General features: G+C 58.8%; 16 protein-coding genes and 1 riboswitch. Of the genes, 10 read left to right on the forward strand and 6 right to left on the reverse strand.

Going from position 1 to position 24,179, the window contains the following annotated elements:
* Positions 1 to 154 precede the first annotated feature (154 nt).
* From HU742_RS15860 to HU742_RS15870, 3 genes are all read right to left on the reverse strand, one after another.
* Complete coding sequence (locus HU742_RS15860) at positions 155 to 2,134, reverse strand: hypothetical protein (protein ID WP_186643259.1); 1,980 nt, start codon at positions 2,132 to 2,134, stop codon at positions 155 to 157.
* A 93-nt stretch (positions 2,135 to 2,227) separates the two neighbouring features.
* The gene (locus HU742_RS15865; protein WP_186643258.1) at positions 2,228 to 3,028 is read right to left on the reverse strand and encodes a hypothetical protein; all 801 of its coding nucleotides are present in this window, start codon (positions 3,026 to 3,028) and stop codon (positions 2,228 to 2,230) included.
* A gap of 197 nt (positions 3,029 to 3,225) precedes the next feature.
* Complete coding sequence (locus HU742_RS15870) at positions 3,226 to 4,413, reverse strand: pyridoxal phosphate-dependent aminotransferase (RefSeq protein ID WP_186643257.1); 1,188 nt, start codon at positions 4,411 to 4,413, stop codon at positions 3,226 to 3,228.
* Positions 4,414 to 4,506: 93 nt separating this feature from the next.
* Positions 4,507 to 4,727: riboswitch (cobalamin riboswitch) on the forward strand.
* A gap of 99 nt (positions 4,728 to 4,826) precedes the next feature.
* Between HU742_RS15870 and HU742_RS15875 the strand changes: the two genes are divergently transcribed.
* From HU742_RS15875 to cobM, 4 genes are all read left to right on the forward strand, one after another.
* Positions 4,827 to 5,015, forward strand: coding sequence for a CbtB domain-containing protein (locus HU742_RS15875; protein WP_186640393.1), 189 nt, complete (start codon positions 4,827 to 4,829; stop codon positions 5,013 to 5,015).
* A gap of 11 nt (positions 5,016 to 5,026) precedes the next feature.
* On the forward strand, positions 5,027 to 5,722 hold the full coding sequence (locus HU742_RS15880) for a CbtA family protein (RefSeq protein ID WP_186643256.1): 696 nt from the start codon (positions 5,027 to 5,029) through the stop codon (positions 5,720 to 5,722).
* Positions 5,719 to 6,123: a cobalamin biosynthesis protein gene (locus tag HU742_RS15885; RefSeq protein WP_186643255.1), complete on the forward strand. Its 405-nt coding sequence runs from the start codon at positions 5,719 to 5,721 to the stop codon at positions 6,121 to 6,123. Before HU742_RS15880 ends, HU742_RS15885 begins: the two co-directional genes overlap by 4 nt.
* Positions 6,124 to 6,191: 68 nt before the next feature.
* Positions 6,192 to 6,938 carry a precorrin-4 C(11)-methyltransferase gene (cobM, locus tag HU742_RS15890; RefSeq protein WP_186643254.1) on the forward strand — a complete coding sequence of 249 codons (747 nt, stop codon included), beginning with the start codon at positions 6,192 to 6,194 and terminating at the stop codon, positions 6,936 to 6,938.
* A 79-nt stretch (positions 6,939 to 7,017) separates the two neighbouring features.
* Here the strand turns inward: cobM and nfuA are convergent, their stop codons facing one another.
* Complete coding sequence (gene nfuA, locus HU742_RS15895) at positions 7,018 to 7,602, reverse strand: Fe-S biogenesis protein NfuA (RefSeq protein WP_025214551.1); 585 nt, start codon at positions 7,600 to 7,602, stop codon at positions 7,018 to 7,020.
* Positions 7,603 to 7,893: 291 nt separating this feature from the next.
* Between nfuA and metH the strand changes: the two genes are divergently transcribed.
* Positions 7,894 to 11,604 (forward strand): methionine synthase, encoded by a 3,711-nt coding sequence (gene metH / locus HU742_RS15900; protein ID WP_186643253.1) that lies wholly within the window; start codon positions 7,894 to 7,896, stop codon positions 11,602 to 11,604.
* Between the two features lie 82 nt (positions 11,605 to 11,686).
* Here metH and HU742_RS15905 read toward each other — a convergent pair whose 3' ends face one another.
* A complete protein-coding gene (locus HU742_RS15905) occupies positions 11,687 to 18,604 on the reverse strand; it encodes an NEL-type E3 ubiquitin ligase domain-containing protein (protein WP_186643252.1) in 6,918 nt (2,305 codons plus the stop codon).
* A gap of 168 nt (positions 18,605 to 18,772) precedes the next feature.
* Here HU742_RS15905 and HU742_RS15910 point away from each other — a divergent pair, with 168 nt between their 5' ends.
* The 3 genes from HU742_RS15910 to HU742_RS15920 all read left to right on the forward strand — a co-directional run bounded on the left by HU742_RS15910 (position 18,773) and on the right by HU742_RS15920 (position 21,607).
* The gene (locus HU742_RS15910; RefSeq protein WP_186640381.1) at positions 18,773 to 18,991 is read left to right on the forward strand and encodes a DUF2970 domain-containing protein; all 219 of its coding nucleotides are present in this window, start codon (positions 18,773 to 18,775) and stop codon (positions 18,989 to 18,991) included.
* Between the two features lie 479 nt (positions 18,992 to 19,470).
* Entirely contained in the window at positions 19,471 to 21,129 is a 1,659-nt protein-coding gene (locus HU742_RS15915; RefSeq protein ID WP_186640379.1) for a nitrite/sulfite reductase, read from the forward strand.
* On the forward strand, positions 21,113 to 21,607 hold the full coding sequence (locus tag HU742_RS15920) for a DUF934 domain-containing protein (RefSeq protein WP_053121484.1): 495 nt from the start codon (positions 21,113 to 21,115) through the stop codon (positions 21,605 to 21,607). The genes HU742_RS15915 and HU742_RS15920 overlap by 17 nt, the downstream gene beginning before the upstream one ends.
* 75 nt (positions 21,608 to 21,682) lie before the next feature.
* Here the strand turns inward: HU742_RS15920 and sohB are convergent, their stop codons facing one another.
* On the reverse strand, positions 21,683 to 22,714 hold the full coding sequence (sohB, locus tag HU742_RS15925) for a protease SohB (protein WP_186643251.1): 1,032 nt from the start codon (positions 22,712 to 22,714) through the stop codon (positions 21,683 to 21,685).
* A 260-nt stretch (positions 22,715 to 22,974) separates the two neighbouring features.
* On the opposite strand from sohB, the gene HU742_RS15930 reads away from it, so the two are divergent.
* Together HU742_RS15930 and HU742_RS15935 are read left to right on the forward strand one after the other, a co-directional pair.
* The gene (locus HU742_RS15930) at positions 22,975 to 23,685 is read left to right on the forward strand and encodes a histidine phosphatase family protein (RefSeq protein WP_186643250.1); all 711 of its coding nucleotides are present in this window, start codon (positions 22,975 to 22,977) and stop codon (positions 23,683 to 23,685) included.
* Between the two features lie 52 nt (positions 23,686 to 23,737).
* Positions 23,738 to 24,055, forward strand: coding sequence for an SCP2 sterol-binding domain-containing protein (locus HU742_RS15935; protein WP_186640373.1), 318 nt, complete (start codon positions 23,738 to 23,740; stop codon positions 24,053 to 24,055).
* Positions 24,056 to 24,179 lie beyond the last annotated feature (124 nt).

Genomic DNA, 24,179 nt, shown 5'->3' on the forward strand with positions numbered 1-24,179 from the left:
TTCAGGGTTCGCAAGGCTACAGATGAACCAGGCATAGTTATGTAGGATTTCTCCCCACGTGACGTCAGATAACTCTCCAATGCTTCCTGAAGCGACCTGAGTACACGATGGGCATGACAAAGCACCATGCCCACCGCTTTCACGTTAATATCGCTTACGGTACTGGATTTGCGATCTCACAGAAGTCGCCATTATTATCCGTCAAAAACACGAAATGGATAGCCGGGTCCGACTCCGGCGTGACGTCGGTGACGGTGTAGAACAATTTCCCATAGCCATCCGAAACAGGTCTGAAGTTGTCAGAATAATCGCCAATCTCCATTTCTATACCCTCAGTCGGTACAGTTCCGCTAATAAGATGAGTCGCCGTGGTAGCGGTTCCGCTAATTGGAACTGTCGCATTCTCATCGCTATATCCTCCCCAATTCAATGTCACGGTCCTCCCATCGACAAGCGATGAGCTGAATGGAATTACGACTTTCAAATTTCTGCGACTGGTGCCATCGCCGTTCACAAAATTTAACGTAGGACAAGCAATTGCGTTCCTCGAAAGTCCTTGCACTTCGGGCATTGGCAACTCTATTTTAGTAATATCGACATCGACATCCTGCGGTAGCGACGACTGTGGGTTGCTGCCCCCAACGGCCGATAACACCCATTTTATTTTGATCACTTCATTCGGTTTTCTCGCAATAACATCCCATGGAACCGTCGCGGCGAGAATTTCCGTATCTTCTTCTCCTGGCGTCAGGTAATAAGGATCAAGTTCCACGTCGTCGTACCAAACCGTTACAACTTGCCCCGTCTCGGTTGGCGGAACATCGTATAGCTGAATGTATATATCAGCCGGCTTGCCGTGATCGTCGTCGTCCAAGACGTTGTCCACTCCTTGAGACGAAACCAAACGAGGCAACTCAAGATTAGGATTCTCTGGATCCGGCTCTTCGGGATTCTCAGGACCTGCATAAGATATATCAACGTCGATGGTCGTCTGTCCCGTGGCAATAGGATTACCCGAGCCGCGCACCATGACATAGCTGACAGTTGTAGCTTTCCTACCGTCGGTTGCGCCATAGGCTGGCTTGATGACGGTTTCGTAATCAACGGGGAAAGAAAGCAAAGTTTCTGTCCCCACGGTTTGATCGGGTGATAGTTCAATATCCTGCCAAGTGACACGAATCATGTCTCTGCCTTGACTTGGCTGAGGAACAGTAATTTCTACCGTCACACCGTCGGCGCAATCTGCTAGATTAATTAAGTTATCACCATCGGTGCCATCTGCCAGCGGTACGACAGGCGTTGTCGGCACAGGGGGTTCCAAATGCCGGACAGTACGCTGGTTAAGTCTGGACTCTCGGCTGATATTCCCTGCCAAGTCCCTTACCACATATTTCAGAAAATTCACGCCTTCTGCCGAATCTTCAAGAATGGTGACATCTAAAGGAATTTCCCCGCTTACTGGTAACGGGTGATCGCTCAGCACTGGCGTGTCAAAAGCAGGGGTTCCCGGGATGCCCCAATAAATATCTACTGTGTCTGTTGTCTCAGCGTTGGAAGTCGCTAATGGCACCGTGATGACTATCCCACTGGGGTTTGCGGTAAGGTAATCCGCATCGATCTCCTGGGTGGGCGGTAAATTTGCCGGAAACCCAGCAGCGGGAGGAGCGTAATCTGTGGGGGGCGTTTTAGTCTGATAGGGTTTGGTCCGGTCGATTACATACTCGGCGACAACTTCTCCACCCGGATTGACACCGCCAGCAAACATCTCGTAGACCAGCTCGTACTCAGTTGGCGTTTCCGGTGCAGGCAGCTCTATGAGGCGTGCAAGCGGAATGCTCAAGCGCAATGGCCAAATGCGAGCACTAGGCGGATCCCCCAATGGTTTAGCGCTTTCCAAGTCAAATCTTGTGGTCGGGTCACCTTTGACCTGCATGAAAATATCTATCGTATCCTTGTCGAACTCTTGATCAGGCTGGGGAACTTCGTACACCAGATCAGCATTCAGCGCAGCCACTGGAATACGCAAGTCACCCCCTGGCAGGGTTTGCTCAGGAAAAGTAGCAGGGTCGAACAAAATGGTGTTCTGTAGAGAAATTTGTTTATTGGTTGCGGCCGTTCCAACTTTAGCATTCATGAAATTAACTCCGATCTTATACACGATGGTGTCAGGTAAATAACGTGACAAAGTGGCGCATTTGATGCTTCGCTCAAAAACTTTTATTACGCCTTACGGGCCGCACGGCTGCGACTCTCCCGGAATGATTCGATCAATTTTAACCAACTCCCTCACCGAAGCGCCTATCTTCCTCGTACCACGATAGAGCGTGTAATTCGCCGCGCCCGACGCTTTGTCTATCATCGGTTCCAGATGCGGTCGAAAAGGTTCAATCGTTACTGAGAAACCGTTAGTTATCTGGAGCAATGTCAACGGCGTGTCGATTTTTTTATAAGTAGCATTGATGGGCGGACCACTGCCGTTGAGGCTTTGATACCCAATCCATTCCACGGCGCAAATGTCACCGGGTCGGCAGAAATTGGGGAGCGGAGGAACCTTGACTTCCACACCCTGCCAAATAGGCGGTTGTGTGGAGCAATTAAGATAACCATGCAAATTTTGTTTCGCCGCGGGAAACTCAACCTCGGGAAGGTTCGACGGAATCGGTGTGTGATCAATCGTCAATTTCCGTGGATACGAAGGGTGCTCATTTCCAAGGTAGTTTTCGGTCGTGTAACTAACTTCAACCACACCATCCACGGCCAGATACTGCGGACCGATTAGAATGAAAAATTCCGTTTCGCTAATCGGATTTAGATGGTACGTCGCCGAGGTAAACTCCACGACACCATTACGTTTCATCTCGACAGTAAGCGTATCGGTTTCTCCCGAAGGAGAAGGTACAGGCCAAATAGGTATCCTGACCTCGATCCCTGTCTGCAACAGCTCGAACGGGATATAGCCATCCGGGTCGTTTTCGTCCACGCCCACGACCGTCGGCGGATCGTATTCCAGAACTTCAACAGGCTGCATGATGGCTGACCTCGACCTTTGCTTGAAGCACCTAGTCGAAGCGAATTAAGCACCGGATTCCTCTTCTTAACTACTGTCAGACCTGACAGGTATGACTACCGCTTGTCGGCTTTCCATTGCGACATAACTATTCACACAACCGGTTTTAGTTGGATGGCGGTTTGGGGTCGCTGGCCTGTTCAATATACAGCGCCGGCTCAGGCACGTCGCACCCGCAACAATTGCGCCACATATAAGACAATCCGCCGGCACGCCCCCGCCAGCTTCACCTGATCGACCACCAACCCAATCCGAATATGCCCCGCCGCACTGGGCCCGAACGCCTCCCCCGCCAACACTGACACGCCATACCCATCCAGCAGCCGCTCGGCAAAAGCCTGGGCGTCGAGGCCGGTCTGGCGCACGTCAACCATCACGAACATGCCACCATCGGGCCGCACGGGCTTGAGGCCTGGGCAGTCATCGAGCATGGCGCACACCAAGTCCCGGCGTTGGCGATATTCCTCGCGCATCCGCGCCACTTCAGGCAAATCCTGCTCAAGGGCAACCTGGGCGGCGCGCTGGACGAAGTCCGGCAGGCCGAACAGCATGCACAGCGACAGGTTCGACAAGTGTTCGGCCAGGGGTTCAGGGCCTATGGCCCAGCCAACGCGCCAACCGGTCATGGCGTGGGATTTGGACAGGCTGTTGATGGTCACGGTGCGCTCGGCCATTCCCGGCAGGCCGGCCGGACTGATGTGTTCGCCTTCGTAGAGCAAGTCGCTGTAGACCTCGTCGCTGATCAGCCACAGGTCATGGTCGATGCACAGCTGCGCCAACGCTTGCCAGGTCGGCAGCGGCAGGCTGGCGCCGGAGGGATTGTTGGGACTGTTGAGCAGCATGGCGCGGGTGCGCGGGGTGATCAGCCGGGCAACGTCGGCCGGCTGGACCCGGAAAGCGTTTTCCGGGCTCACCGGCACCGGCACCACCGTCGCCCCGCAGGCACCGAATACTGCTTCGTAAGTGACGTACATCGGCTCGGCGACGATGACTTCATCGCCGGGGTTGAGCAAACATTGCGCGACGGCATACACGGCGCACTGAGCACCGGGTAACACCGTGACGTGTTCGGCGCCGACCGGTTGGCCGCAACGCTGCTGATGACGCCGGGCGATGCTGGCGCGCAGGGAGTGCAGGCCACGAGTATCCGAGTAGTGAGTGTCGCCGGCACGGAGGCTGGCGACGGCGGCTTCGACGATGGCCGGCGGGGTATCGAAATCCGGGTCGCCTACTGACAGCAACAACACTTCCCTGCCCTGCTCGCGCATGGCCAGCGCCCGATCATGTATCTGCCAGGCGGCGGCGCCATCGCCAGTGATGCGTTGGGTCAAGGCTGAAAAGCGCATGTAGTTCTCCTGTGAGCGCGGTGTCCAGCCTCAACCCTATCTCAAATCACGAAGCGCGCCAGACACATTGACGCCCATCCTCGCCCATGGTCTCCTGTGCACCTTGTTACGGGTGCCCTTCACGGGGTGAAACGGGAAACCGGTGAATCGTGTGCTTTACTTCAAGGCCACGTCAGTCCGGTGCTGCCCCCGCAACGGTAAGCGAGCGAAGCGTCGAATCCACTGTGCATGCGCATGGGAAGGTGATGCTTGCCGGCAAGGCCAAGGCCCTGCCCCTCGCAAGCCCGGAGACCGGCCCATGACTCAAGCTCAACAAACCCGCGGTGGGCGGGCGCTGTTCGAATCCTGGCGAGCCTTCGCCCGGTTTTTCATTGCGCTCGATTTACCCGCTGACAAGACCAGAGGGAAGCGCCATGTCGACCATCAGCAATACCGCCCGCACCACCAGTAGCACCATCACCCTGAGCCAGCGCCTGAGCGCGGCAATCTTCGCCTCGATCCTCGGTGCGGGCCTGGTCTATTTCGCCGGTTTCTCCCACATCGAAGCGGTGCACAACGCGGCCCACGACACACGGCATAGCGCCGCGTTCCCGTGCCACTGAGACCTGCCGACATGATCAAGCGTATCGCCCAGACCGCCGGTTTCAGCGGATTGCTGGCCGCCCTGCTGCTGACCCTTCTGCAAAGCCTGTGGGTATCGCCGCTGATCCAGCAGGCCGAAACCTACGAAAAGGCTCCGGTGGCGGAGGCCCATGAGCACGTCTCAGGCGCGGCCCACAGCCACGATGCCGAAGCCTGGGAGCCGGAAGACGGCTGGCAGCGGGTACTTTCCACCACGGGCGGCAATTTGGTGGTCGCGGTGGGTTTCGCCCTGATGCTGGCGGGCCTGTACACCTTGCGCGCACCGACTCGTACGTCCCAAGGCTTGCTTTGGGGCTTGGCCGGCTATGCCACGTTTGTCCTGGCGCCGACCCTTGGCCTGCCGCCGGAATTGCCTGGCACCGCGGCGGCTGACCTGGCCCAGCGGCAGATGTGGTGGATCGGCACCGCGGCGTCCACGGCGGTCGGCATCGCGCTGATGGTTTTCGGTCGGCATTGGCTGCTCAAGCTGCTGGGTCTGGTGACCTTGCTGGTGCCGCACGTGATCGGCGCGCCGCAACCCGAGGTTCATTCGATGCTGGCGCCCGAAGCGCTGGAAAGTCAGTTCAAGATTGCCTCGCAATTGACCAACGTCGCGTTCTGGCTCGCCTTGGGCCTGATCAGCGCCTGGCTGTTTCGCCGTGGCGCCCAGGCGCACCACGACGCATGAAGGTCGGGCCGATCCTGGTGGTCGGCCTGGGCTGCCAACGCGGCTGCCCGGCCAGTTCGCTGCGGGCATTGCTCGACCAGACGCTGCAGGCCCACGGCATTGAGCTCGATGAAGTGCGGGCCCTGGCCAGTATCGAACTCAAGCGCAACGAACCGGGCCTGCTGGCGTTGGCTGAGCAACTGGCGCTGCCGTTGATTTGCTTTACCGCCGAACAGTTGTCGGGCTATCAAGGGCAGCTCAGCCATCGCTCCCGGATTGCTTTCGAGCGTACGGACTGCCATGGCGTTGCCGAAAGCGCTGCTCTCGCGCTGGCCAATCAATTGGGCGATTCGCCCGCAACGCTACTGATTACCCGCCAGAAAGCTTTGCAGGCCACATTGGCATTGGCGGCCGCTTCGTAACGCTCGATAATCGCCACCGGAATCATGAGCGCGGCTCATGCAAGCCACTCTTTCGACAGGAACCGGTCATGACCGTTTATTTCATCGGCGCCGGCCCCGGCGACCCGGAACTGATCACCGTGAAGGGCCAGCGACTGATCCATAGCTGCCCCGTGATCATCTACGCCGGTTCCCTGGTGCCGACGGCCGTGCTGGAAGGCCATCGTGCCGAACAGGTGATCAACAGCGCCGAGCTGCATCTGGAACAAATCATCGAGGTGATCAAGGCGGCCCATCTCAGTGGGCAGGATGTGGCTCGGGTGCACTCTGGCGATCCGGGCCTGTATGGCGCCATCGGCGAGCAGATCCGCTGCCTGCGGGAGCTGGACATCCCTTTCGAGATCATTCCAGGCGTCACCGCCACCTCGGCCTGCGCCGCCCTGTTGGGTGTCGAACTGACGCTGCCCGATGTGTCCCAGAGCGTGATCCTCACTCGCTACGCGGACAAAACCGCCATGCCCGCTGGAGAGGAACTTGCCAGCCTGGCGCAGCATGGAACGACCATGGCGATTCACCTGGGCGTCAATCACCTGCAGAAAATCGTCGGTGAACTGCTGCCTCACTACGGCGCGGATTGTCCGATAGCGGTGGTTCATCGGGCGACGTGGCCGGATCAGGATTGGGTGGTGGGTACGCTGGAGGATATCGCCGAGAAGGTGCAGGCCAAGGGTTTTCGCCGCACCGCGCTGATTCTGGTGGGACGGGTGCTGGGCAACGATGTGTTCAGCGAATCATCGCTGTATCGCGCAGGCCATGCGCATCTCTACCGGCCCTGAAACAATCGATCAGGCGGTAAAACAACCTGTGGCGAGGGAGCAGGCTCGCTCGCCACGGGTCTTGCCGCAGTGACACCTATCAGTAGTAGGCGTTTTCTTTCTGCGTGTGGTCGGTCACGTCGCGCACGCCCTTGAGTTCCGGGATGCGCTCGAGCAGGGTGCGCTCGATGCCTTCCCTCAAGGTCACGTCCGCCTGGCCGCAGCCCTGGCAGCCGCCGCCGAACTGGAGCACGGCGATGCCGTCTTCCACCACGTCGATCAGCGATACCTGGCCGCCGTGGCTAGCCAGCCCCGGGTTGATTTCGGTCTGCAGGTAATAGTTGATGCGCTCGTTGACCGGGCTGTCGGCGTTGACCATTGGCACTTTCGCGTTGGGCGCCTTGATGGTCAGCTGGCCGCCCATGCGGTCGGTGGCGTAGTCGACTACCGCATCGTCCAGGAAAGCCTCGCTGAACGAGTCGATGTACGCGGTGAAGCTCTTGAGCCCCAGCGCGGTGTCTTCAGGTTTTTCTTCCCCCGGCTTGCAGTAGGCAATGCACGTTTCGGCGTACTGGGTGCCGGGCTGGGTGATGAAGATGCGGATCCCGATTCCCGGGGTGTTCTGCTTGGACAGCAGGTCAGCCAGGTAATCGTGGGCGGCATCGGTAATGGTAATGGCGGTCATGGAAACTCCTCGCAGGCTTGCCGGCAGTTTACGCCAATCATCGCGCCGGACAAAGTCCTAGTATTTTTGTCAGGAAAGCACCCGACGGCAGGCAGGATCGCCGCCGAGCACCTTACTCACGGCCTCTGGTAGCGGTTCATCTGCAGCACCCCCGCTTGCGAGGGCTCGGCTTGCTGACAGCACCACCTTGCAAACATGAGCGAAATTCATGCAAAAGCCATCATGATCAAATCCTGTACAGGTTTGCTATCATCCCGGCCTTCGTAATGGTCTTTTTTTCCAGGTAGTCCTATGTCTGATCGCAGCGCTCGCTTTTATCTTCTCCAGCAAGCCCTCAAGGAACGCATCCTGATCCTCGACGGCGGCATGGGCACGATGATCCAGAGCTACAAGCTGGAAGAGCAGGACTACCGCGGCAAGCGCTTCGCCGACTGGCCGAGCGACGTCAAGGGCAACAACGACTTGCTCGTGCTCAGCCGTCCCGACGTGATCGGCGCCATTGAAAAAGCCTACCTGGACGCAGGCGCCGACATCCTCGAAACCAATACTTTCAACGCCACCCAAGTGTCCCAGGCCGACTACGGCATGCAAGGCCTGGCCTACGAGCTGAACCTTGAAGGCGCGCGCCTGGCGCGCCGGGTGGCCGACGCCAAGACCCTGGAAACCCCGAACAAGCCGCGCTTCGTCGCCGGCGTACTCGGCCCGACCAGCCGCACCTGCTCGCTGTCGCCGGACGTGAACAACCCCGGCTACCGCAACGTGACTTTCGACGAACTGGTGGAGAACTACACCGAGGCCACCAAGGGCCTGATCGAAGGCGGCGCCGACCTGATCCTGATCGAAACGATCTTCGACACGCTGAACGCCAAGGCGGCGATCTTTGCCGTGCAAGGCGTCTACGAAGAACTGGGCGTCGAATTGCCGATCATGATCTCCGGCACCATCACCGATGCGTCCGGCCGCACCCTCTCCGGCCAGACCACCGAAGCCTTCTGGAACTCCGTGGCCCACGCCAAGCCGATCTCCGTGGGCCTGAACTGCGCCCTCGGTGCCAGCGAACTGCGCCCCTACCTGGAAGAACTGTCGAACAAGGCCAGCACCCACGTATCGGCCCACCCGAACGCCGGCCTGCCCAACGAATTCGGTGAATACGATGAACTGCCGGCCGAGACGGCCAAGGTCATCGAAGAGTTCGCCCAAAGCGGTTTCCTGAACATTGTAGGCGGCTGCTGCGGCACCACCCCGGCGCACATCGAAGCCATCGCCAAGGCCGTGGCCGGTTATGCGCCACGGCAGATTCCGGAAATTCCCCGGGCGTGCCGCCTATCGGGCCTGGAACCGTTCACCATCGATCGCAGCTCGCTGTTCGTCAACGTTGGCGAGCGGACCAACATCACCGGCTCCGCCAAGTTCGCTCGACTGATCCGCGAGGACAACTACACCGAAGCCCTGGAAGTGGCGCTGCAACAAGTCGAGGCCGGCGCCCAGGTAATCGACATCAACATGGACGAGGGCATGCTCGATTCGAAGAAGGCCATGGTGACCTTCCTCAATCTGATCGCCGGCGAACCGGACATTTCCCGAGTGCCGATCATGATCGACTCTTCCAAGTGGGAAGTGATCGAGGCCGGCCTCAAATGCATCCAGGGCAAGGGCATCGTCAACTCCATCAGCATGAAGGAAGGCGTCGAGCAGTTCATTTATCACGCCAAGCTGTGCAAGCGCTACGGCGCCGCCGTGGTGGTGATGGCCTTCGACGAAGCCGGCCAGGCCGACACCGAGGCGCGCAAGAAGGAAATCTGCAAGCGCTCCTATGACATCCTGGTCAATGAAGTCGGCTTCCCGCCGGAAGACATCATCTTCGACCCGAACATCTTCGCCGTCGCCACCGGCATCGAAGAACACAACAACTATGCCGTGGACTTCATCAACGCCTGCGCCTACATCCGCGACGAACTGCCGTATGCACTGACCTCCGGCGGCGTGTCCAACGTGTCGTTCTCGTTCCGCGGCAACAACCCGGTGCGCGAGGCGATCCACTCGGTATTCCTGCTGTATGCGATCCGCGCGGGCCTGACCATGGGCATCGTCAACGCCGGTCAACTGGAGATCTACGACCAGATCCCGGCGGAACTGCGCGATGCCGTGGAAGACGTGATCCTCAACCGCACCCCCGAAGGCACCGACGCCCTGCTCGCCATCGCCGACAAGTACAAGGGCGACGGCAGCGTCAAGGAAGCGGAAACCGAGGAATGGCGCGGCTGGGAAGTGAACAAGCGCCTGGAGCACGCGCTGGTCAAGGGCATCACCACCCACATCGTTGAAGACACCGAAGAATCGCGTCAGTCTTTCAGTCGTCCGATCGAGGTCATCGAAGGCCCGCTGATGGCTGGCATGAACATCGTTGGCGACCTGTTTGGCGCCGGCAAGATGTTCCTGCCGCAAGTGGTGAAATCCGCCCGTGTCATGAAGCAGGCCGTGGCCCACCTGATCCCGTTCATCGAGGCGGAAAAAGGCGACAAGCCGGAGGCCAAGGGCAAGATTTTGATGGCCACGGTCAAGGGCGACGTGCATGACATCGGCAAGAACATCGTCGGCGTGGTGCTCGGTTGCAACGGCTATGACATCGTCGACCTCGGCGTGATGGTGCCGGCGGAGAAGATCCTGCAGGTGGCCAAGGAGCAGAAATGCGACATCATCGGCCTGTCCGGCCTGATCACCCCGTCCCTGGATGAGATGGTGCATGTGGCCCGCGAGATGCAGCGCCAGGACTTCCATCTGCCACTGATGATCGGTGGCGCCACGACTTCCAAGGCCCACACGGCGGTGAAGATCGAACCCAAGTACAGCAACGACGCAGTGATCTACGTCACCGACGCCTCCCGCGCCGTGGGCGTGGCGACCCAATTGCTGTCCAAGGAATTAAAACCGGCGTTCGTCGAGAAAACCCGCCTGGAATACATCGATGTGCGCGAGCGCACGTCCAACCGCAGCGCTCGCACCGAACGCCTCAGCTACCCGGCGGCCGTGGCCAAGAAGCCACAGTTCGACTGGAGCAGCTACCAGCCGGTCAAGCCGACCTTCACCGGCGCCAAGGTGCTGGACAACATTGACCTCAATGTCCTCGCCGAATATATCGACTGGACGCCGTTCTTCATTTCCTGGGACCTGGCCGGCAAATACCCGCGCATCCTCACCGATGAAGTGGTCGGCGAAGCGGCCACCGCGTTGTACGCCGACGCCCGGGCGATGCTGCGCAAGCTGATCGACGAAAAGCTCATCAGCGCTCGCGCCGTGTTCGGTTTCTGGCCGGCCAACCAGGTGCATGACGACGACCTGGAAGTCTATGGCGACGATGGCAAGCCACTGGCGCGCCTGCATCACCTGCGCCAGCAGATCATCAAGACCGACGGCAAGCCGAACTTTTCCCTGGCCGACTTCGTCGCACCGAAGGACAGCGGCGTGACCGACTACGTCGGCGGCTTCATCACCACCGCCGGCATCGGCGCCGAAGAAGTCGCCAAGGCCTACCAAGAGGCTGGCGACGACTACAATTCGATCATGGTCAAGGCCCTCGCCGACCGTCTGGCCGAGGCCTGCGCCGAGTGGCTGCACCAGCAGGTGCGCAAGGAACATTGGGGTTATGCCAAGGACGAGAGCCTGGACAACGACGCCTTGATCAAAGAGCAATACACCGGCATCCGCCCTGCTCCCGGCTACCCGGCCTGCCCGGATCACACCGAGAAGGCCACCCTGTTCCGCCTCCTCGATCCCGAGGCCAGTGAAATGAAAGCGGGACGCAGCGGCGTGTTTCTCACCGAGCACTACGCCATGTTCCCGGCGGCAGCGGTCAGCGGCTGGTACTTCGCCCATCCGCAGGCGCAGTATTTTGCCGTGGGCAAGATCGACAAGGACCAGGTCCAAAGCTACACCGCGCGCAAGGGCCAGGACTTGAGCGTGACTGAACGCTGGCTGGCGCCGAACCTGGGTTACGACAACTAAGCGAGAAACATGCAGACCGCTCTGTCGACGGCGTTGGCATCGACAGGGCGGCATACATCCATAGCTTGAACGCAGATCCAGATCAGTTGTGGTGTGACGGTCCGGGTTGAGGTGAACGGTTACCGGATTGCTCCGCTTCAGCGGCAACGCCCTGCAAGTCATCCAGCTCTCTTCGCGTCAACTCGACCAGTTTCTGCGTGCGCAGGGAATCCACCGTTCTGCTCAGCGCGTTCAGTTGCAGATTGTACTGCTCCGTGTCGACTTTACCGTCTCCCCTGCGATCCTCCAGTTCACTCAAAAGCTGTTCGCGCCTGCTGGCAACAGTGTCTTCGATATCGTCCATCTGTTCTGGGTAACGCTCGCGCAGGTAGGTCGTCCAGTAATCACGCGACGCCATGCTCTCCAGTAGAGCATCCGTCTGCTCCGCCTCAAGAATCGAGGCACGGGTCTGGGCCAGTGTCACTCCGGTGATCGGGGCGCCGTAGGCCATATGAGAAGGCTGCCCGGGCAAATCAATACCGTCGCCCCATCCACTTGTCAGCCCAATGCGATAACGCAGGCGAACTTCCGCCCGATCCATGCCCAGGCCGGCTGCTTCGGCCAACGTATCGACCCGGTCCAACCGAAACAATTGCCGCGACAAGCGCAGCAATGCCCGCCCCCTAAGCATCGGGCGATCCGGCGGAATGTCGCGCAAGGCTTGATAGACAAACACACGAACCTCCAGCTCGCTGAACGTCAGGATGCGCCCATCGATGCAGGTGCCGTGGGTTTCGGCGTTGTGGAACAGCACCTGGCGCAGTTCGCTGCTTTCGCTGGCCGCATCCATGACGTTCCATACCCGTTGCGTCAGCTCTGCTCGATTGAACCTGAAATCGAAGGTGTCACGTAACAGCGCGAGCAATTGGAAGAACCGCTCGTGTTCGGTTTCTTCGGACAACTGCGTCCAGATCGTGCTTCGGATGCTGGTCTGCTCGGCGCTGGAGCCGACCAGCCATGGCTCTAACGCCAGGTTCGATGAATCGCCCAAGGGATCGAGCAGAGGCTCGACTGGAGCGACGGCGGCATGAGGATCGTGACCGACACCCTGGCCTTCTTCGGAGTCCTCATCAAAATCCGAAGTGCCACCTTCACCTTCCGATCTCTCTAACACGGCTATCCAGCTATCCAACTCGTCCAGGGAAAAGCCCATCACGCTGGTGCTATTGTGCTGAATACTATAATTCCTGAGTTGCTGGAGCGCGGCGAGCGAGAGGTCTTCGCAATGACTCAGGTCCGTCCCGGCCACCAGCGTTTCGTGATTGCCGTCCAGCAGTCCTGGCGCAATCTCCGTAAGCTCATTGCTACCCAAATTCAGCTCACGCAAGTGTTGCGCACTCAATAAGTGCTGGGGCCAATCATTTATCCCATTGTCACTGAGATCCAGCGTTTCGATCCGGCCAAAATCTACAGGATCGAATGTCTCCATCCAGTTGGATCGCAGGTTAAGCTCGCGCAGGCGACCATGGGTCAGCAACGGGTAAACCGCCTCGGGCGGGATGTTGTTATAAGCCAGTTCCAAATGCTGCAGTTGACTCATTTGCACGACAGCGTGGGGGACGTCGGTCAGACCATTGCTGCTCAGATTCAATCGGCGCACATGAGGGAAGGACTCGAAAAAACCGTTTGAACCTTGTTCGGTTAAAAGCACCCCCGACAGATCCAGTGTCGTCACGCCGGGAAGCCGTTCAACCAGTTCAGGCAAGTCACCTAATAGCAAACCATGCAGACTGAGTGTCTGTTCCGAAGCACCGACGTGTATCAATCCTTCTTGCCACACCTCACCAATGCGCATCGCCGCAAGCAGGCGGCTTTGCGCGGACACCGTGCGCCTGGCCGGGTGTACTCCCCGCGTATAGATCCAACCATTCAACTGACGAGTCAGCGTGTCACACGCCTGATGCCACTGGCTGATCCGCGCATCTATTTGCACCTCGGTCATCCCGTTTTCGCGCCATTGCGCAAGCTTCAGGGCTGCCCGTTCCGGCGTCATGATCGGCCCAAGACGCTGCAGCCGAAGTTGAAGCCCGGCGTCTCCCTCGACCACTGCCGATTCCTCGGGAAGCGATAATAAAAGCTGGGTGATAGACCAGCCTGTTTCCACAGGAGGGAAATCAAGCGGTACCGTCTCCTTCGCAAACCGTGCCAACGCGCCGAGGGGAAGTCCGTTGCTTTGCTCTACCCGTTGCTGCGCAGCGCTCAGGGCTGCTTCTGCTTCAAGGCTGAAGGAATTCCCGGTCAGATTGATTTTCAGCAGGACATCGTCATCGGACAGCACTGCCATCGGGAGCGACTCGAGCCGGTTGTCCCGCAAGTCAAGCCAAGACAATTGGGGCAGGCTCTCGGCGCCGATCGGCCAACCTCGCAATTGGGTGGCTTTGAGATTCAACGCCTTGAGCTGGGTCAAGCCGCTGACATCGAGGGCGTTGAGCGGGTTGTTTTCCAGATTCAATACTTCAAGGCTCTTCAAGCCACTGAATTGTGCTTGTACGGATGAGCTGACGAGTACGTTGTTGTTGCGCATGTCGAGTTGCCTCAAGGCAGGCAAATCCTCGGCGACAAAAGGCAATTCGGTGAAGCCGCTGCCGCTGATATCCATTGTTCGAATGCCACTGAATGCCCTGAAGAAGTTGCGTGCCTGCTCTAGGGAAACATCCAACGTTCCCAGGTTTAATGTTCGAACGTGGGAAAAGCTGCCGGCCGGCAAAACCGGCAGGGTCTTTATCCTTTCACCGCCGAGCCCCGGTTCCAATGAAGACAGTTCAAACGTGGAAACATCTATCGGCAGACCAAAACGTCGGCGAAGAGCATTACCCCAGCTATCCTGCAGGGCTCGAAGCAAGCGTCCTTCTCCAGGCTGGCGCCATTGCGCTGACGGTATGGCCTGTATCAATCCACCCGGCTCAGCCGGCTCATAGAACTGGGTAAAGATCCCATCGTGTTCTGCCCTGATCGTTTCCAACGCATCGAATCGTTCCCGGGGAGTATTCCAAGCATCCTTGAATCGCTCGGGCAGGCGCCCCAGGTATTCGCTCCTTCCGACCATGTGCTGCAATTGCCCGCGACAGTATTCGTTCACCATCTGGTCCAAATCGGCCAAGTGACCGAACTCACCCGAGTAGTTGCTGACATACCGATAGGCGCGCGTGAAGACGTCCGGGGGCAATCTTGACCAATCCAGCGACAACCCGGCCCACAGCTTTTCGTGCCCTTCGAATATCGCGTCAGGCAATGTGTGTATCAATGTATGCGTCAGGTCCAGGCGTTCGAGCGAAGGCAAATTCTGCAGGTAATCGGGCCATCGCGTTAAAGCGAAGGGCGCCGCGATTTTCAACGTTCGTAAACGACTGAACGAGGTCAAATCGGCACCTTGCATGACGGCCGAGTCGAAGCCTGAGTAAGAGATGTGCAACGCCTCCAGCGAGGTCAACGCATTCAGTCTCGCCGGATAGGTGGCTGCCAATCTGGGCGCGCTGGTGGTAAACCGCAAGTCGATGAGTCCTGGCATTTGGCTCAACGCTTGCGGCAAGGTGGTCAACGGTTGCGCTTGAACGGACAAATCGATATGGGCGTTTTCCCTGCCGCCAATCGACAGTTTCGTCACGCCTGGGAAATGCGCCAGGAAGGCATCGGCGCTGGCATCTGTCAGGCCGCTGCCAATGACCGACAATTCCTGCACGTGTGGAAAGTCGGCGACGATTTCAGGCAGTGGTTCCTCGCAGGAAAGCGTCAAGCGCGCTGCCTCGGGCATTTCTTCCGCCAGCGGGCGGTTGCGCCAACTTTCCTTGAGGGCTTGCGCAAACTGACTCTTGTGCACATTGGCCGGGCTGTCCGTCGCGATTCCCTGCCATTGATCGAGCGTATCGCTGAGGGTCTCCCACTCACGCAGGCGCGTTTGCAGTACCGAATAGATCTGCTGATCTGTCTTGCCTCGCTGCTGCCTGATAAAGGCCTGCGCCTGTCGTCCGTCTGGATAAACTTGCTCCACCCGAGGCTCCAGGGAAGGATTCATTCCTTTGCCACGTCCGCTCGCATAATAGCCCTTGAGTGTCGCGCTTACCCGAACCGGTGGCTTGAAGCGTTTGGACTGGGGCTCCAGGACCTTGGACATTTCGCCGTGATGGATGTCCGCGTAATCGATGATCTTGCGTTGCAGTTCGGCGCTCGGATCGACACGCGACAGCCCCAATGCGGAACGCGTGTCATCAGGCAACGCATGCAGGACCGACCTGTAGAAGTCGTCACCCTGCCCGGGCAAGCTGGCGAGGTTTTCCCCACGTTCATTGAGCGCCTGATAGCGAGGTCCGTTTTTGATCAGGTAGGTTTTTTTGGAAGCATTTTCGGCGCCGATGCTATCGAGCAATACCCCCTCGTTGTTCTCCGCGCGAACTTCCAGGCGCACCGTGTCAGGCCATCCCGGCAGTTTTTCCAGGGCACGCAATGCCAGGCGCCGGCTGTCGGCCGAACCGACAGTGTCGCTGCGCAACCCCGCATACGCCCGAACCTGACGTCCTTGTCGCGCATACCAGCGAGCTTCCTCCAGCATCGTCAATGGCGAGCGTCGCGTTGCATCCAGACGGGCCAGGTCAGCGGAACTGCCATGGGCAATCACCTCTTGCGCAGCAGCCTCGCTGAGGCCGGGACACTCTCGCTGCAAAATCCTGACTCGAACGTCCGCAGGTTTGGTGAAGTAGAGGCTGTCAAAAATCGCCGGTTGACGTAGCGAGGCCATATCCATCGGTGGCCGGGTGGACTCGCCCGAGTTTACCGCAGCTTGCGACCGGCCAATCATCTGGGCTGCCTCGGCATCCGCCTTGAACAGGCGCATCGCATCCCTCAGTTCAGGAGGGGAAGCGGTACGGTCCAGGTGCATTTTGCGCAGAGCGTTGTCGCCAACACCGCTGATATCGGCGAGCCGGAGCAGGACCTCGTCCGAGAAGGTTGCGGTCTCATGCCCGATGCGCCTGAGCAGTGTCAGGCGATCCCACGCCATCGGGCGCTCCAGCGTGTGTCGCCAGGCTCCGGTGCCGTTATGCACGAGGATAGGCTGATACGCCGCCGTGTCCGTCGGATGCTTGATACGCCATTTTTGGATCGACTGATCGTAAAACTGCTCGTAGACCTTGTTCCCCTGGCGGATGTAGGTCCTGCCATCGACTTCGTATTGTCCCTGCGCGTTGGGAACGCTCGTGTCGTCGAGCGTTACGCCGCTCTCATAGCCGCTCAGATCAGGCTTGCACAGGCGTGTTTCGCCGTTGGGCAATGTCACGGGCTGAAGGCGCTCGATCACCGGCTCCGGCTTGATAGCGGCGAACTTGCTGTACCCGGCGCCCGCACCGGCCATCACGCCAATCAGCGCTAGGTTTTCCGCGACATCGACCAAGTGGGCCTTGGCGGCTCGCTTGTCGCCCTCACCCCACCCGACTGCGCCTTCCAGGGTTTCGTACAACAATTGCCCCGCCATGACGGTCATCATGACCTCGCCCAACACCGGAACGAACATGGACACCATGTTCACCGCAAACATGCCCATTTGCAGCAGGTGGGCCAATTTCGCTTCTCTTGCCTTGACGTCGACGGCATTCGTAGGAACTGCATGACTGCGCGCATCGGCAAGCACCTTTTCACGGTGCTGATCGAAAAGGTAGGTCCACAGGTCCAGGTTATCCGCCCACAAGTCCCGACCTTTCTGGGGACGCGTGGAAGGTGCGACGTAAGGGTCAGGTTCGCGGCGCAATGTTGGCCGTGGCGGGGGCACGTCGCGGATCTTTGTCAGTAATGACGTGGGATTGACCAATACGGCGAAAGACACCCACGGGGAAAGGAACGGATCACGCGGTGCATCGATCGCACCCTGGACAAACTGACTGAAGTAATAGGGTCGCTTTTCATAGGGTACAAACTGGCTGAAAAAACGCTGATAAGGGGTAGGACTGGCCTCTTGCGATGGTCCAGTATCAGGCGTGGTGAGTAATTGCTTGAAGCGCGTTTGAATCTGGCTATCGTCGTAGCGCTTGAACGGATGCTCGGGGTCATGGGGAACGTAGAGAATCATCTCAGTGCTGTAGCGATGCATTTCACAAATCGAGAACGCGACACAGCCCACCAGCCTTTGCTTCATCAGGGTCATGTCTTCGAACCAGACCCGTTTGTTGCCCATCCTGGGATTGTTCTCTCCCTTGATAACCGAAAGGATCATCGCGTAATCCTTGGGCTCGATATCCTTCGTCAACAGCGCTTGCTCGGCTGCGGCCCTCATCGCCGCTTTCTGGCTGGCAATGAATTGCTGTCGAAGCGTTGTTTCAGTCGTCGCGTCAACAGGATAGAAAAATGACTGGAGGTAGACCTGGTACTTCGCACCGATATCAAGCGTGCGGCACAGGGTAAGGAATTGGCTGACCGATAAATTCAACACCACGGGCGCATAAGTGCCGGATGTGACCGTTTCCACAAGAAACCCGGAGCTTTCATGATAGGCGCCGTCGTCGCATTCCCAGCGCTCGAAGTTATGCAGCGCGGCCTGTAGCAGCGGCAACTTCAACAGTTCGAACGAAGTCACTTCCACCTCGAACGCGCCCATTCTCACGGGTCGTCTAAGGCATAACAGGGTTTTGTCGACGTCTGTCTCTACCTTGAACTGATCTTTCAATGCCTGGATCAATAACCCCCGGCCAAACGTGTCGACGTCGATGAACGATGACAAGGTCTTATCCAGCTGATTCTGTGCTACGACATTTTCCTTGAAACAGGCATCCAGCACCTTGCGCTGCTCTGGCGAAGCGTTTGTGTACCAGGCCGGCGGGCGCGTTCCGGCCTGCTTGATCGCCTGCCTGCGTTGTGTCGAAGCGTCTATAAGCCATGCGGGCATGGCGGCTTCCAGAAAGTCTGCATGCAAGCTCTCTGTGGCCCTTGGATTTGTGGGTTCTGATTTTTTTGGGTCTTGTGTGGGATTCGCTGACATACGTCGCTCCTGTGAATGAAGCGACAGCAAATCAGCTCGGCAAAGCGCATGTGCGGTACATAGTTATTGAGGGATCGACACTGTGTCGCAAAATGAGACTGAGCAGATTCATCGAAAAATGCGCAGTTTGACTATGCTTTGTCGGATACGACTTTCAATGAGGAATGTATGGACGATCCAGTCGACAACAAACCGCCAACGCTGTTGCAGATGATGCACAGCGTGTTGGCTGCGGCCCTGGGCGTGCAGAGCAACAAGAACCGCGCCCGGGATTTCACCCACGGCAAGCCGAGTCACTTTGTGATATTGGGGATCGCGTTCACGGTGATCTTTGCCCTGACGCTGTTTGGCATCGTCAAGCTGGTGGTGCACTTGGCGGGGTTGTAACGCTTCGCGCACAACACAAATCGATAGGGGAGCGAGCCTGCTCGCTCCCCTATCGAGTCATGTGTGGACAGAAGCTATTGGTGACTGACCCAGAACACCGCCGTGCCCACCACCAGGATAATCAGGAACAAAATGGCCCAGGCATCAACGGTACTGTCGCTTTTCCTTGCTTTGGTCGGATTGCTCATTGCATCGCCTCTTGTCGGTTTTGTAGGTGATTGCATAGGGACTCGACCACAGTTAAGACGATGATTGCCCGTACGACAAATGTGGGTTAGGCAATAATCGATCTCATTAGTCGATTTGGTTCTTTACATATACTCAAACATCACTTTTGCGCATAACTCAAAACAGGTATCTTGCACCGGCTCCTTTAGGAGTGCGCGGCCGTGCGCGCAGAATTGCCGAGGCAGAACCCGATTTCAGCGAGCCAACCTGCAGCTGTTTCTGATCGGCCCAAGCCTGAGAACGAGACTTATATGTACGTATATGACGAGTACGATCAGCGGATCATCGAGGACCGCGTCAAGCAGTTCCGGGATCAGACCCGACGCTATCTGGCAGGCGAGCTGAGCGAAGAAGAATTCCGCCCTCTGCGCTTGCAGAATGGCCTGTATATCCAGCGCTTCGCCCCGATGCTGCGCGTGGCGGTGCCTTATGGTCAGCTGACTTCGCGCCAGGTGCGCAAGCTGGCGCAGATTGCCCGCGACTATGACAAGGGCTACGCCCACATCAGTACCCGGCAGAACGTCCAGTACAACTGGCCAGCCCTGGAAGACGTGCCGGAAATTCTCGCGGAACTGGCCACCGTGCAGATGCATGCGATCCAGACCAGCGGCAACTGCCTGCGCAACGTCACCACCGACCAGTTTGCCGGTGTTGCGGCCGACGAGGTGATCGACCCGCGCCCATGGTGCGAAATCGTCCGTCAATGGACCACGTTCCACCCGGAATTCGCCTACCTGCCGCGCAAGTTCAAGATCGCCATCAACGGCTCGAGCTCGGACCGCGCCGCTATTGAAGTGCATGACATCGGCCTGGAAACGGTCTACAACGCCGCAGGCGAGCTGGGCTTCCGGGTGCTGGTGGGCGGCGGCCTCGGCCGTACGCCGGTGGTCGGTGCGTTCATCAACGAGTTCCTGCCGTGGCAAGACCTGCTGAGCTACCTCGACGCCATCCTGCGCGTGTACAACCGCTACGGTCGTCGCGACAACAAGTACAAGGCGCGGATCAAGATCCTGGTCAAGGCCCTGACGCCTGAAGTGTTCGCCGAGAAGGTCGAAGCCGAGATGGCTCACCTGCGCGGCGGCCAGACCACCCTGACCGAAGCCGAAGTGCAACGCGTGGCCAAGCATTTCGTCGACCCGCAATACAAGGCTTTGGACAACGGGGACGCCGAACTGGCTGCCCTTGACAAGGAACATCCCGGCTTCGCCCGCTGGCGTACCCGCAACACCCTGGCTCACAAGAAGCCGGGCTACGTTGCAGTGACCCTGTCCCTGAAGCCCACCGGCGTCGCGCCGGGCGACATCACCGACAAACAACTGGACGCCGTCGCCGACCTGGCCGACCGCTACAGCTTCGGCCAGCTGCGCACCTCCCACGAGCAGAACATCATCCTCGCGGATGTCGAGCAGAGCCAGTTGTTCACCCTGTGGGGCGAGTTGCGCGAGCAAGGTTTCGCCACGCCGAACATCGGCCTGCTGACCGACATCATCTGCTGCCCCGGCGGTGATTTCTGCTCCCTGGCAAACGCCAAGTCGATCCCGATCGCCGAATCGATCCAGCGCCGCTTCGACGACCTCGATTATCTGTTCGACATCGGCGAGCTGGACCTGAACATTTCCGGTTGCATGAACGCCTGCGGCCACCACCACGTCGGCCACATCGGCATCCTGGGCGTGGACAAGAAAGGCGAAGAGTTCTACCAGGTCTCCCTCGGCGGCAGCGGTAGCCGCGACGCCAGCCTGGGCAAGATCCTCGGCCCGTCGTTTGCCCAGGATGACATGCCTGACGTGATCGAGAAGCTGATCGACGTGTACATCGAACAACGTACCCCGGACGAGCGTTTCATCGACACTTACCAACGTATTGGCATCGACCTCTTCAAGGAACGCGTCTATGCAGCGAATCATTAAGAACAACGAGGTCATCGACGAAACCTGGCACCTGCTGCCCAAGGACGCGACCTTCGATGGCATTTCCAACTGCGATGACTTGATCGTGCCCTTGGCCCTGTGGCGCGACCATGCCCACGCCCTCAAGGCCCGCGACGGCGGCCTGGGCGTGTGGCTGGACGCCGACGAGGAAGCCGAGGAGATCGGTGATGACGCCAATCAGTTGCAGGTCATTGCCTTGAACTTCCCGGCCTTCACCGATGGGCGCAGCTACTCCAACGCCCGCCTGTTGCGTGACCGTTATGGCTTCAAAGGCGAATTGCGGGCGATTGGCGACGTGCTGCGCGATCAGCTGTTCTACATGCGCCGCTGCGGTTTCGACGCCTTTGCCCTGCGGGCCGACAAGGACCCCTATGAAGCTCTCGAAAGCCTCAAGGACTTTTCAGTGACTTACCAGGCCGCCACTGACGAACCGTTGCCGCTGTTTCGTCGTCGCTGATAACGAGAAAATGAAAAAGCCCTGATCCGGGTGCACCGGATCAGGGCTTTTTTATTGCCGATCAATGACCGCGCGTTACCAGAACCGCTGCTGCGTCAGGCGACTCCACCAGCTCAGCAGCACGCGGTCCACCGAACCGCTGGCGGCCATGCCGATACGCTCTTGCAGGCTTTTACGTTCGGCATAGTGCAGGTGATACAGCTCAGCGGTCTTGGCCCGTTCGGCCAGGTATTCGTCGCTGGTTTTCAGCTCGTCGACCAGACGCTTGCTCAGTGCGGCAACCCCCAGCCAGACTTCACCGGTCGCCACTTCATCGATGGCCAGTTGCGGGCGATAGTTGGCTACGAAGTTCTTGAACAGCTCATGAGTAATATCCAGGTCTTCCTGGAATTTTTCCCGGCCCTTCTCGGTGTTTTCGCCAAACACTGTCAGGGTTCGCTTGTATTCGCCGGCTGTCAGCACTTCGAAATCGATGTCGTGTTTCTTCAGCAGGCGATTGACGTTGGGCAACTGGGCGACGACGCCGATGGAGCCCAGGATGGCGAAGGGGGCGCTGATGATCTTCTCGCCGATGCACGCCATCATGTAGCCGCCGCTCGCCGCGACTTTGTCGATGCACACCGTCAGCGGCACGCCGGCCTGGCGGATCCGTGCCAGTTGCGACGAGGCCAGGCCATAGCTGTGAACCATGCCGCCACCGCTTTCAAGGCGCAGCACCACTTCGTCCTTCGGGGTCGCCAGGGTCAGCAGTGCGGTGATTTCGTGGCGCAGGCTTTCGGTGGCGGAAGCCTTGATGTCACCGTCGAAATCCAGCACGAACACCCGAGGCTTGGCGGCCGGCTTGTCTTTTTGTTTCTTCCCGGCCTTTTCAGCCTTGCCTTCGGCCTTGCGCAGGGCCTTGAGCTGGTCTTTGTCCAGCAGCGTCTGCTCCAGGCGCTCGCGCAACCCTTTGTAGAAATCGTTGAGCTTGCTGACCTGCAACTGCCCGGCCGACTTGCGTCGCCCCTTGCTGCGCAGCGCGGCAAAACTGGCCATGACCACCAGAATAGCGATCACCAGCGTCACCGTCTTGGCCAGGAAACCGGCGTATTCGACAAAAAACTCCACAGCGACTCCTTAAATGCAATGCGCCACTGAACGCAGGCGCGTAACGCTGCCAGCATACCCATGCGCCTGTCCTGCTGCCAGCCATGAAATCTGTGGTTACCTTAGCGCCCGCCAAGGTGAAGCCAAGCACTCAAGCGGGAGCAGGCTTCCTCGCTACAGGCTGTAACGGCCATTTCAAACAAGCGTATGTTTTTTCATTGACAGGCCAACGCCATCCTCATAACCTCGCCAAACCTTCAACGTACCGGGATGACGCGGACGTGGGCAGCATTTATCTGATTCGACATGGCCAGGCCTCCTTCGGTGCGGACGACTACGATGTCCTTTCGCCCAACGGCATACGCCAGGCCCAAGTGCTGGGCAGCCACCTGGCGGAGCTCGGTGTCGTGTTCGATCGCTGCCTCTCGGGCGACCTGCGTCGCCAGCAGGACACCGCCATCGGCGCGCTAGGCCAGATGGCCGCCGCCGGGCTGCCGGTTCCCGAAGTGGAAATTGACGCCGCGTTCAATGAGTTCGATGCCGACGCAGTGATCCGCGCCCTGCTGCCGGACATGCTGCCCCAAGAGCCCGAAGCCCTTTACATCCTGCGTAACGCTGCGCAGAACCGCGCCGAATTCCAGCGTATCTTCGCCTTGATCGTCGAGCGCTGGCTTGGTGGCCAATACGACCCGCCGGGGCTGGAAAGCTGGCTGGGTTTCGTCGAGCGCGTCCAGACCGGCCTGCAGCGCATCCTCGAAAAGGCCGACAAGACCGACAAGATCGCCGTGTTCACCTCCGGCGGGACCATCACCGCCCTGCTCCACCTGATTACCCAGATGCCTGCCCGGCAGGCCTTTGAACTGAACTGGCAAATCGTCAACACCTCGCTCAACCACCTGAAATTCAGGGGCCGCGAGGTAGCCCTGGCTTCCTTCAACAGTCATGCCCACCTGCAACTGCTGAAGACCCCGGACCTCATCACCTTCCGCTGAGGCCGGATTACTTGCAGACCCTTGCCGTACCACTCAAATAAGGACCGAAACCATGACCTCCGTAGCCGACGCCGTACAAGCCATGAAAGCCAAGTTCAACCCAGCCGCCGCTGCCGGCCTGGACCTGGTGTTTGGTTTCAACATCACTGACGAAGACAAGCAATACGCCCTGATCGTCAAGGACGGCACCTGCGAATTGCAGGAAGGCGAACATGCCGACGCCAATTGCACACTGATCATGGACAGCGAAACCCTCAAGGGCATCGTCAGCGGCGAAACCGACGGCATGCAAGCCTTCATGGGCGGCAAGCTGCGCGTTGAAGGCGACATGATGTTGTCGATGAAACTGGCCGAGCTGTTCCCTTCCTGAGATCGGCTCGCGCCACCGCTCTAGCCAAATCCCGCCCTTGTGGCGGGATTTTTGTTTCCTCTGAATGAGCCACCGCATCGCGAGCGGATCACGGTGGTATCGGACAAAACTGCCAGCTCTTACA

This window comes from Pseudomonas marvdashtae, from assembly GCF_014268655.2.
Lineage (GTDB): Bacteria > Pseudomonadota > Gammaproteobacteria > Pseudomonadales > Pseudomonadaceae > Aquipseudomonas > Aquipseudomonas marvdashtae.